Here is a 9,535-nt window from a genome sequence, read left to right on the forward strand (position 1 = left end):
GAAGCCAAAATTGCGGGAGGAGGGTGCTTGTCAAGGCATCTTTCCCGCCTTGACAAGCACCCTCCTCCCGTCATCACAATCGGCTTCGGGGTGCCTCCAACTCACCGGACGCAATGTCGCCGCCAGGCGACGAGCCGTCCCCTCACCGCCCAGGAAACCGCCGCAACAGCTTCATGCTCACCGTCATCCCCCGAGCCCACAACGCCCCCGGCACCCCCTTCGGCGGCCGCAACCCCAGCCCCCGCTGCACCGCGATCGCCTGCGCCTCCGTGTACTTCAACAACCCCTCCGCCCCATTCCTCCGCCCAGCCCCGGACTCCTTCATCCCACCCATCGGCACGCCGACAGTCCCGAACGTCGCCGCATACCCCTCATTGACATTCACCGTCCCCGCCTTCAACCGAGCACCGACCTCCCACCCGGCCCGCCCATTCCGGGTCCACACACTCGCGTTCAACCCAAACGGCGTGTCATTAGCCCGCTCAATCGCATCGTTAACGTCACTGAACCCGTAAACCGAAACCACCGGCCCAAACGTCTCCGAAGCAAACGGCGTCATCCCCGGCCGAACATCCGTCAGCACGGTCGGCTCGTAAAACAACGGCCCAAGATCCGGCCGAGCCCGCCCGCCGGTCAACACCCGGGCCCCCTTCGCCCGAGCGTCCTCCACATGCGCCGACACAGTCTCCAACTGGCTCCGAGACGTCAACGACCCCATCCCAGCGTGGTAATCCAGCGACCCGCCCAACCGCAACGCCGCCGTCCGAGCCACAAACTCCCGGGTGAACTCCTCACGAACACTCTCGTGCACGTAAATCCGCTCCACCGACACGCACAACTGCCCAGCCGACGAGAAACACGCCGTAACCGCCCCCGCCGCGGCCTTGGCGATATCCGCGTCCGGCAACACGATCATCGGATTCTTCCCGCCCAGCTCCAGCGAATAACTGGTAAGCCGCTGCGCGATCCGCCCCGCCAGCTCCTTGCCGGTCGGCGTTGACCCGGTGAAGCACAGGTAATCGCACTCCTCCAGCAACGCGTCGCCGATCTGCGACCCCCGCCCCAGCACGATCTGCCACAACCCCGCGGGCAGCCCAGCCTCTTCGGCCAGCTCCTGCAGCCACAACGCGGACAACGCGGTCTGGTTGTCGGGCTTCTGCACCACCGCGTTCCCGGCGACAAGCGCGGGAAAAACATCCATCGCGGTCAAAGCGAGCGGATAGTTCCACGGCGAGATGATTCCGACGACCCCCTTGGGATGCCGCAGTTCACCCGCCCGCGTCAGCCCCGGGATCACCCCGGGCGCGCGCCGCGGCGACAGGATCTTCGCGCTGTGCTTGCCGTAGTAAGCCGCGACGAGCACCGTAGCGCTGACCTCGTCGAACGCGTCGATCCGAGCCTTCCCGGCTTCCACCTGGACGAGGTCCAACACTTCCGCCTGCCGCGCGAGCACCAGGTCGTGCAGCCGCAGGAGGAATTGCTGCCGCCGGGTTACCGGCAGTGCCGCCCACTCGCGCTGCGCCTCGCGCGCGGAGGCGAACGCGGCGCGCACTTCGGCGTCGTCGGCCTGGGGGAGAGAGGCGATCGGCTGTCCGGTGAACGGCGCGGTCATCTGCACCGGCGCGTTGTCGGCGCCGCCGGTCACGCGGGCCACGAGCGCGGCGGCGCGGGCCGCGGACGGAGCGCCCGCCACGCCGCCGACGGTCGCGGGCAGGGGCTGGCCGGTGAGGTTCGCCGGGGTCGTACTCGTCATCGAGCGCACCTTCTTCCGTGCGGGGCCGGGTGTTACCGACGAGTACACCATACCGGCGGTATGGACACTAGTCGCCCGAATACAGCAGCACGGCGATCCGCTTCCACTCCTCCAGCAGCTGACGGCGCCGGCGCGGGTCGCCGCCCAGTTCGGCGTCGAGGGCGAGGCCTCGGGTGAGGTTCACAGTGAGCCAGAACAGCATCTCCGCACGCTCTTTCGGCAGGTCGCCGGCGACTTCGCTGATGTGCCCCAGCGTCGCCCGGCCGAGCGCGCGGTCGACCGGGCGGATCGCCGCGCGCAGTTCCGGGTCGGTGCGGGCGGCCACCCACAGCTCGGTGACGGCGGTAGAGAGCGTGCCCGAATAGCCCTCCCAGAGCAGGTCGATCGCCGCCGCGACGCCCGACGCGCCGCCCGGCAGCGAGCCGAGCGAGGCGGCGAGCTGGGTGCGCAGCTTCGTGGTGAGGTGCTCGACCGCGGCCGCCATCAGCTCCGCTTTCGTGGCGAAGTAGTGCTGCACCGCGCCCTTCGAGACGCCTGCGCGGGTGCAGATCTCCTGCACCGACGCTCGGGAGTACCCGATCTCGACCAGGCAATCGATCGTCGCGTCCAGCAGAGCGGTGCGCGTCTGCTCGCGGCGTTCGGCCTGGGTGCGGTGTCCCCTGGCGACCTCGGTCATCGCGGCTCCTGCTTTACGTACCGGACGGATGGGATGTACATTCCGCTCAGAACTTACCTGCCAAGCGTCATGTTTTCCAGTTCGCGGGAGGCGTAGCCGTGCCGTTGCAGATCCAGAAGAGCTCGTGGAGCACCACCGAACTCGAAGACCTCCGGGAGCTGGCCCGGTCTTTCCTGCAGAAGGAATTCGTGCCGAACCAGGAGCGCTGGGCGGCGGAGAAGAAGCTCGACCGGGAGATCTGGACCAAGGCGGGCGAACTCGGCCTGCTGTGCCTGTCGATCCCGGAGGAGTACGGCGGGGGCGGCGGCACTTTCGCGCACGAAGCGGTGCTGTACGAGGAGCAGGCCCGCGCCGGGGACAGCGCGTGGGGCGTCACCGTCCACAGTGGAATCGTCGCGCACTACATCCTGGCGTACGCGTCGGAAGAGAAGAAGCGCGAGTGGCTGCCGAAAATGGCCACCGGCGAGATGGTCGGCGCGGTCGCGATGACCGAGCCCGGCACTGGTTCAGACCTGCAGAACATCAAGACCCGCGCGGTCCGCGACGGCGACCACTACGTGATCAACGGCGCGAAAACGTTCATCACCAACGGTTTCCACTCCGACCTCGTCGTGGTCGCGTGCAAGACCGACCCGGACGCCGGCGCGCAAGGCGTGTCGCTGATCGTGGTCGAGACCGACACCCCGGGCTTCCGCCGCGGCCGTGTGCTCGACAAGGTCGGGCTCAAGGGCCAGGACACCGCCGAACTGTTCTTCGACGACGTCCGCGTGCCCGCCGCGAACCTGCTCGGCGACGCCGAGGGCCAGGGCTTCATCCAGCTGATGCTGCAGCTGCCGCAGGAGCGGCTGATCATCGCCGTGACCGCGGTGGCCGGGCTGGAAGCCGCGGTGAACCTGACCATCGACTACACCAAGGAACGCACGGCGTTCGGCCGTCCGATCTTCAACTTCCAGAACACGAAGTTCAAGCTCGCCGAGGCGGCGACGGAAGCCGCGGTGTCGCGCGCGTTCCTCGACCAGTGCATCGAACGGCATCTGCGCGGCGAACTCGACGTGCAGGGCGCGGCGATGGCGAAACTGTGGACCACCGAGCGGGTGAACAAGGTCGTGGACGACTGCCTGCAGTTGTTCGGCGGCTACGGCTACATGACCGAGTACCCCATCGCGCGCGCCTGGGCGGACGTGCGGATCTCGCGGATCTTCGGCGGCACCAGCGAGATCATGAAGGAAATCATTTCCCGCACGCTCTGAAACCCCCGCTGCGAAAGGACATTCCTGTGAAGCAAGGTCCGCTCGCCGGGCTGCGGGTCGTGGAGCTGGCCGGGCTCGCGCCGGCTCCGTTCGCCTGCATGATCCTGGCCGACCTCGGCGCCGACGTGATCCGCGTCGACCGCGCCACCCCGGGCGCCGACGTGCTCGCCATCCCGAACGATCCGCTCGCCCGGGGCAGGCGCTCGGTCGGCGTGAACACGAAAACGCCCGAGGGCGTCGAGCTGGTGCTGAAGCTGGCCGACCGCGCCGACGTGCTCATCGAGGGCTTCCGTCCCGGGGTCGCGGAGCGGATGGGCATCGGCCCGGAGCAGGTGCACGCGCGCAACCCGCGGCTCGTGTACGGCCGGATGACCGGCTGGGGCCAGGACGGTCCGCTCGCGTCGGCGGCCGGGCACGACATCAACTACATCGGCGTCGCCGGCGCGCTCGACCCGATCGGCCGCGCCGGCGAACGCCCGGTGCCGCCGCTCAACCTGGTCGGCGACTTCGGCGGGGGCGGCCTGATGCTCGCGATGGGCGTGCTGGCCGCGCTGCACGAGCGCACGACGTCCGGACGCGGCCAGGTCGTGGACGCGTCGATGGTGGAAGGCGCCGCGCTGCTGACCACGAGCCTGCACGGGATGCGCGCGGCGGGCGTATGGCCGGGGGAGCGCGGCGAGAACCTTCTCGACGGCGGTGCCCCGTTCTACGACACCTACGAGACCGCGGACGGCAAGTACGTCGCCATCGGCGCGATCGAGATGCGGTTCTGGGCCGATCTCGTCAAGGTCCTCGGCTTGGAGAACGAAGACCTGCCGATGCACGTGGACCAGAGCCAGTGGCCGCGGCTGCGCAAAATCCTGGCGGAGGCGGTCGGCCGGTTCACCCGCGACGAACTGGTCGCGCGGGCCGAGGGCACCGACGCGTGCCTCACCGCGGTGCTGTCGCCGTGGGAAGCCGCCGGACATCCGCAGAACGCGGCGCGCGGGACGTTCGTGGACATCGGCGGCACGATGCAGCCCGCCCCGGCCCCGCGATTCGACCGGACGCCCGCCGCCACGCCGGAAGCGCCGCACGAGAAGGGCTCGGACACCGCGGAAGTGCTGGCGGAACTGGGTTACGACGCCGAGGGCGTCGCGGCGCTGAAGGAGGCCGGAGCGATCGCCTGAGCGCTCACAGCGGCAGATCGGAGCGGATCACCGAGTAGAGAATGTGATCGCGCCACTGCCCGTCGCGGAAGTCGAACCCGCGGAGGACTCCTTCGCGGGTGAACCCGGCCTTCTCCAGCGAACGCTGCCCGGCCCGGTTTCCGGCCTCCGTGCTGGCCTCGACGCGGTTGAACTGCGTGTGCGCGAACAGGTACTGCACGAGCTGCCGCTGCGCCTGCGCGCCGAGGCCGTGCCCGCGCGCCTCCGGCAGCAGGACCATGCCGATGTTCCAGCAGTAGGTGTGCGGGCCGGTCCGCGTGCGATGCCACGACACGAGCCCGAGCGGACGTTCGTCGAGCGTGGGGACGAGCATGCCGTTGTCGGTGGTCAGCATGCCGTTTTCGCGCCAGAGCCGGCGGAGGTAGCCGGGATCGTGCCAGCCGAACCACTGGTGCTCGCCGACCGTTTCCGGGTCGTTGGTCAGCGACTCCAGCAGACCGAGGTCGGACTCGCGCACCGGGCGGAGAGTCACTGCGCCGTCGTCCATCGCCGGAGCGTACCGGGGGCGCTGCCTGGCCCCGGCTCACCCGATGGTGACCGGGGTCACCCGGCCGTGAGCTTTCTGGCTGGATCCGGGCCTGCGACGGGCCATTACGGCGCGTCGTCACTAGAGTGGGAGCCGACTCTGCCGAGGCGGGGCCGGCGTCCGACCGGGCGCCGGAGGAGCGGAGGGGGACGGAACCATGTCGAGCGGCCTGAAGAAGATCGTCGTCGTCGGAGTGGTCGCGCTCGTGCTGTTCTTCCTGATCACGCAGCCCACCAACTCCGCGGCCTTCGTGCACCGCGTGCTCGGCTGGCTCAAGGACGGCGCCGAAGCGATCGTCACCTTCTTCAAGAGCCTCTTCGCCTGACCCCGGGTTTTCCTCCCGCCGGGCCGCTTTCGCGCGCCGTCCGGCCAACTAGTCACGCATTGTCACCGGATCCCGGGATTCGGGCACTTCGCTCGACCATCCGGGTGGATTGGCCCCTGAAACCGCCTGGTCACGGAATTTCCGGGGTCCGGGGTATGGCGGAGAAAGCGGGTGCCGCCCTACGGTGCTCACATTGCGTGATCAGCCGGTTCTCCGGGTCCCCCGGGAACCGGGTCACGGCCGGTTTTCCAGCCCGGTCACGCGTGGGGTGCCAGTCGTGGACGCGCAACGGGGCAGGCGGTCGAATGCCTGCCCGTCGGGGACCGATGAGGAGGCAGGGATGACCGGAGATCCCGGAGTTGAAGCGCTGATCCGGCAGTGGTCGGCCGAGCGCGAGAAGACCCCTGAGGAGCAGGAGGTCGACCGCATCGCCTCGGCCTGGCTGGCCGACGCGCCGGCCGCTCCGCCCGGCATTCCCGGCCAGCGCGCCCGGTCCGGACCCGCCCGCTGGGCCCCGGTCGAGGCCGCCGACCCCGGCTACCTCGACGCGATGCGCGCCCGGCTGCCGGAGGTCCCGGAAGAACTGCTCGTCGCCGCCGCCGGCTGGTGGCAGATGGTCGGCGACGTCGCCGAAGCGCAGCAGTGGTGGGACGCCGGCATCAGCCCGCTGGACCAGCGGGCCCTGGACTACCGGGCGGCCGGTCTCGCGCCGTCCGATCTGGCGCGCCGGCTCGGCCCGATGACGGTGCTGCAGCACCTCCGCCGCGGCAGCGCGCCCGCGTGGTGCGTCGCGCGGCTGGCTCGGCAGCAGAAGCCTGCCTGACCGTTTCGCTGCACCGCCCGCGGATGAGCGGGCGGCTGGCTCTTGCGCAGCCTGACCTCTTCGTCGTGGCTGCGCGAGGTGTGCGGAAAAAGCCTTTTTGACAGCTGTGTTGCCTGGCCGGCGAATCGGCCAGGCAGCACGGCGAACTGGTCTTCTTCGGCTGGCCAGGCGTGGAATCTCTCTCCCTTCTGGACAGGGTCGCCAAGGTTTGGCGCGGCTGCGGACCAGGGGGAGACCGGATGGCTATTGCTGACCTGGCGGCTTGGCGTCGCGAACTGCTGAGCGTCTGCGCTCTTGAGATCGACGACGCCGCTCAGGAAGAAACCGAGCGCCGGTACCACCGTTACGTGGAACTGGCCGACCTGGTCGGCGGCGATGAAGGACCCACAGCGGTCCATGCTCTGATCGCGTCGCTGAGCGCCGAAGAGGACTACGGCGCGCACCAGGCGGCGTACGGAGCTTTGGAGAGATTCCCGCCCGGCGATCTCGTCGCAGGCACCGTACTGGCGGCCGCTGACCTCCTCGCCCTCCCTCGAGACAACAGCGGTCAGGTGCTCCAGCTGCTCACTCTGGTGGCCGCTCCCTCGGACCTCGAGGATTTCCAGCGCGGCTCAAGCACGTGGGAATCAGGTCTGCGGCACCGCCTGAGCAGCCTCATCCGCGACCACGAGCAGGACGAATGGCTCGCGGACGAGCGGTCCGCGGGCAAACTCCGGGTCGCGTCTTCCTGAGTGCCCGGACCGCCCGCCAGGGCTTTGTGCGGTGCCGGCCGTCCACCTGACGGGACCGCGTTACCCGGCTGGGTGAACCGGCGTGGCGGGGGCCATGGCGATGCGGGCGTAACGCTAACCTGCGCGGGCTCGTTGTGTGTTGCGAACCCCAAGCCATGCTGGAGGACCGGAGTTTCGTGCCCGCCACCGGACAGACCCCCGACACCGCGCGGACCGGGGACGAGACCGCGGCCCCCGCTGCCGCCCCCTCGCCCGCCCGTCGCGGCCATGGCACCGCGCTCGCGGTGCGGCTCGCTGTCGTCGTCGCGGTGCTCGCGGTCGCGGGCGGCGGGGTCTGGATCGTCACCAGGGCGGCCGCCCCGGAAGCCAGTCCCACCACGACGGACATCCCGGCGCTGAGCGTCAAGGCGGTCGACGTCAAGCCCGGTTCGATCGCGCCGGTCAACGCCGTCGTCGCGGGCGGGGCGGCGGACCAGGGGACCGCGCCGCAGTCGGCGCGCCCGACCGGCGGCGATCCGCTGCAGGGCTGGGCGGACAAGGTCGCGCCGGCCACCGGCATCCCGGCCAGGGCGGTGCGCGCGTACGGCAACGCGGAACTCGCGATGCGCGAGGTCGACCGCGGCTGCCACATCTCGTGGGCGACGCTCGCCGGCATCGGCCGCATCGAGTCCAACCACGGCCAGTACGGCGGAGCGGTCCTCGGCGCGGACGGCCGCCCGTCGAAGCCGATCGTCGGCGTTCCGCTCGACGGTTCCTCCGGCGTCCGCGCGATCAGCGACACCGACGGCGGCCAGCTCGACGGCGACCCGGTCGCGGACCGCGCGGTCGGCCCCATGCAGTTCATCCCGGGCACCTGGCGGAAGTGGGCGTCGGACGCCACCGGCGACGGCCGCGCCGACCCGCAGCAAATCGACGACGCCGCCCTCACCGCGGCCCGCTACCTGTGCGCGGGCGGTCGCGACATGGCCAGCCCGGCCGGCTGGTGGGCGGGGATCCTGTCGTACAACAACTCGACGGAGTACGCGCAGAAGGTGTTCGGCCTGGCCGACGGTTATGCGAAGGCGGCGCAGAAGGTGCAGGCGGGCTGACCCCCCGGGTCTCGCTCGGCCGATAGCGCCCCCAATGCCACATTGGGTGCGTCCGACGCACCCAATGTGGCGTTCGGTGCGTGGCATGCACCCAATGTGGCATTGGGGCGTTTTGCCGCACCGGCTGCCTGGCTGAGCTGCGGAACCACCCGATGCGGCGGCACGCACGGGCGAAGACCCAGCACCGCCTCCGGGGCGGAGACGGCGGCGAGCCGAGACCCGAGCCTGCGGCGAATCCGGCGGCGAGCGCGGGGTGGGGCCCCGGTCACGACCTCGCCGCCTCTCAGCAACGCTCGCCCAGGCCAGTGCTAGCGTCGATACCGTGCCTGCAGATCCCGGCCCGGCCGTGTCCCCGCTCGGGCGCCGGCTCATGATCGTCGCCACGAGCGTCGTGAGCCTGGCGTTGTGCTGCGGGCTGGCCTGGTGGCAGTGGGACCGGTTCACGTCCGCCACCGGCACCTTCCAGAACCTCGGCTACGTCCTGCAATGGCCGCTTTTCGGGCTTTTCCCCGCGTTCATGTTCTGGCGCATCAAGAAGCTGCGCGAACGCGAAGAGGCAGCCGCCGAAAAGCCGGAGCCCGCGCCGGCCCCGGTGCGCGTGCCCGCCCCGCGACCGGCCGCGGCGCCCGCCGAAGAGGACGACGAACTCGCCGCCTACAACCGCTACCTGCGCGAGCTCAACGCCCGCGACCAGCAGTCCTGAAACACCCGCGGAAGTGAGGACGCTCCCATGACGACCAGCACCGACGGTGCCGCCCCGACTCGCCAGGCGAAGGTGTCCGGGTCGCTGACCCGGTTCCGCGCCAGCGCGTACGTGACCGGCGTCGGCCTGCTCGCCCTCTGCGCCACCATGATCATCGAGTACGGCTTCGGCAACGCCACGCCCGCTCAGGTGTACTCGCCGATCCACGGCGTGCTCTACATGATCTACCTGGTGCTCACCATCGACCTGGCGATCAAGGCCCGCTGGTCGATCAAGAGCACCGTCCTGGTCCTGCTGGCCGGGTGCGTCCCGTTCGTGTCGTTCGTCGTCGAGCGCCGGGTGACGCACCGGGTGCAGGCCGGGCGCGAGGTTTTCTGAGCGGCAAAAGCGGTAAAAGCACGGAAAAAGCCGCGGCCCCCGGGCCGTAGCGGGGCCGGGGGGTTTTCGCGGGC

General features: G+C 70.2%; 11 protein-coding genes. 8 read left to right on the forward strand and 3 right to left on the reverse strand.

Translation table 11 applies throughout. The annotated features are described in order from the left end of the window. Nucleotides 1-142: 142 nt before the first annotated feature. Both ACWGIC_RS43715 and ACWGIC_RS43720 read right to left on the reverse strand, forming a co-directional pair. Complete coding sequence (locus ACWGIC_RS43715) at nt 143-1,753, reverse strand: succinic semialdehyde dehydrogenase (RefSeq protein ID WP_452081840.1); 1,611 nt, start codon at nt 1,751-1,753, stop codon at nt 143-145. Between the two features lie 67 nt (nt 1,754-1,820). Then, nucleotides 1,821-2,429 carry a TetR/AcrR family transcriptional regulator gene (locus ACWGIC_RS43720; protein WP_354751179.1) on the reverse strand — a complete coding sequence of 203 codons (609 nt, stop codon included), beginning with the start codon at nt 2,427-2,429 and terminating at the stop codon, nt 1,821-1,823. A 98-nt stretch (nt 2,430-2,527) separates the two neighbouring features. On the opposite strand from ACWGIC_RS43720, the gene ACWGIC_RS43725 reads away from it, so the two are divergent. Both ACWGIC_RS43725 and ACWGIC_RS43730 read left to right on the forward strand, forming a co-directional pair. Then, a complete protein-coding gene (locus ACWGIC_RS43725) occupies nt 2,528-3,679 on the forward strand; it encodes an acyl-CoA dehydrogenase family protein (RefSeq protein ID WP_037809891.1) in 1,152 nt (383 codons plus the stop codon). 26 nt (nt 3,680-3,705) lie between these two features. Next, nucleotides 3,706-4,848: a CaiB/BaiF CoA transferase family protein gene (locus tag ACWGIC_RS43730; RefSeq protein WP_452081841.1), complete on the forward strand. Its 1,143-nt coding sequence runs from the start codon at nt 3,706-3,708 to the stop codon at nt 4,846-4,848. A 4-nt stretch (nt 4,849-4,852) separates the two neighbouring features. Here ACWGIC_RS43730 and ACWGIC_RS43735 read toward each other — a convergent pair whose 3' ends face one another. After that, nucleotides 4,853-5,374: a GNAT family N-acetyltransferase gene (locus ACWGIC_RS43735; RefSeq protein WP_452081842.1), complete on the reverse strand. Its 522-nt coding sequence runs from the start codon at nt 5,372-5,374 to the stop codon at nt 4,853-4,855. Between the two features lie 196 nt (nt 5,375-5,570). Here ACWGIC_RS43735 and ACWGIC_RS43740 point away from each other — a divergent pair, with 196 nt between their 5' ends. The 6 genes from ACWGIC_RS43740 (at nt 5,571) to ACWGIC_RS43765 (ending at nt 9,461) form a co-directional block, all read left to right on the forward strand. After that, on the forward strand, nt 5,571-5,738 hold the full coding sequence (locus tag ACWGIC_RS43740; RefSeq protein ID WP_162836029.1) for a hypothetical protein: 168 nt from the start codon (nt 5,571-5,573) through the stop codon (nt 5,736-5,738). Nucleotides 5,739-6,078: 340 nt separating this feature from the next. Continuing rightward, nucleotides 6,079-6,561, forward strand: a complete 483-nt coding sequence (locus ACWGIC_RS43745; RefSeq protein WP_116206671.1) for a helix-turn-helix transcriptional regulator — start codon at nt 6,079-6,081, stop codon at nt 6,559-6,561. Between the two features lie 239 nt (nt 6,562-6,800). Continuing rightward, nucleotides 6,801-7,292, forward strand: coding sequence for a hypothetical protein (locus tag ACWGIC_RS43750; RefSeq protein WP_452081843.1), 492 nt, complete (start codon nt 6,801-6,803; stop codon nt 7,290-7,292). A 155-nt stretch (nt 7,293-7,447) separates the two neighbouring features. After that, nucleotides 7,448-8,380 carry a lytic transglycosylase domain-containing protein gene (locus tag ACWGIC_RS43755; protein ID WP_452081844.1) on the forward strand — a complete coding sequence of 311 codons (933 nt, stop codon included), beginning with the start codon at nt 7,448-7,450 and terminating at the stop codon, nt 8,378-8,380. A gap of 370 nt (nt 8,381-8,750) precedes the next feature. Beyond that, complete coding sequence (locus ACWGIC_RS43760) at nt 8,751-9,083, forward strand: hypothetical protein (protein WP_452081846.1); 333 nt, start codon at nt 8,751-8,753, stop codon at nt 9,081-9,083. A gap of 27 nt (nt 9,084-9,110) precedes the next feature. Further along, the gene (locus tag ACWGIC_RS43765) at nt 9,111-9,461 is read left to right on the forward strand and encodes a DUF3817 domain-containing protein (RefSeq protein WP_452081845.1); all 351 of its coding nucleotides are present in this window, start codon (nt 9,111-9,113) and stop codon (nt 9,459-9,461) included. Nucleotides 9,462-9,535: the final 74 nt, after the last annotated feature.

The sequence above is a fragment of the Amycolatopsis sp. NPDC054798 genome, from assembly GCF_053611505.1.

What these genes read in the sequence shown, in the direction of transcription:
- ACWGIC_RS43715 (WP_452081840.1), bottom strand. Translation starts at nt 1,753, where the DNA reads ATGACGAGTACGACCCCGGCGAACCTCACCGGCCAGCCCCTGCCCGCG.
- ACWGIC_RS43720 (WP_354751179.1), bottom strand. Translation starts at nt 2,429, where the DNA reads ATGACCGAGGTCGCCAGGGGACACCGCACCCAGGCCGAACGCCGCGAG.
- ACWGIC_RS43735 (WP_452081842.1), bottom strand. Translation starts at nt 5,374, where the DNA reads ATGGACGACGGCGCAGTGACTCTCCGCCCGGTGCGCGAGTCCGACCTC.
- ACWGIC_RS43740 (WP_162836029.1), top strand. Translation starts at nt 5,571, where the DNA reads ATGTCGAGCGGCCTGAAGAAGATCGTCGTCGTCGGAGTGGTCGCGCTC.
- ACWGIC_RS43745 (WP_116206671.1), top strand. Translation starts at nt 6,079, where the DNA reads ATGACCGGAGATCCCGGAGTTGAAGCGCTGATCCGGCAGTGGTCGGCC.
- ACWGIC_RS43750 (WP_452081843.1), top strand. Translation starts at nt 6,801, where the DNA reads ATGGCTATTGCTGACCTGGCGGCTTGGCGTCGCGAACTGCTGAGCGTC.
- ACWGIC_RS43755 (WP_452081844.1), top strand. Translation starts at nt 7,448, where the DNA reads ATGCTGGAGGACCGGAGTTTCGTGCCCGCCACCGGACAGACCCCCGAC.
- ACWGIC_RS43760 (WP_452081846.1), top strand. Translation starts at nt 8,751, where the DNA reads ATGATCGTCGCCACGAGCGTCGTGAGCCTGGCGTTGTGCTGCGGGCTG.
- ACWGIC_RS43765 (WP_452081845.1), top strand. Translation starts at nt 9,111, where the DNA reads ATGACGACCAGCACCGACGGTGCCGCCCCGACTCGCCAGGCGAAGGTG.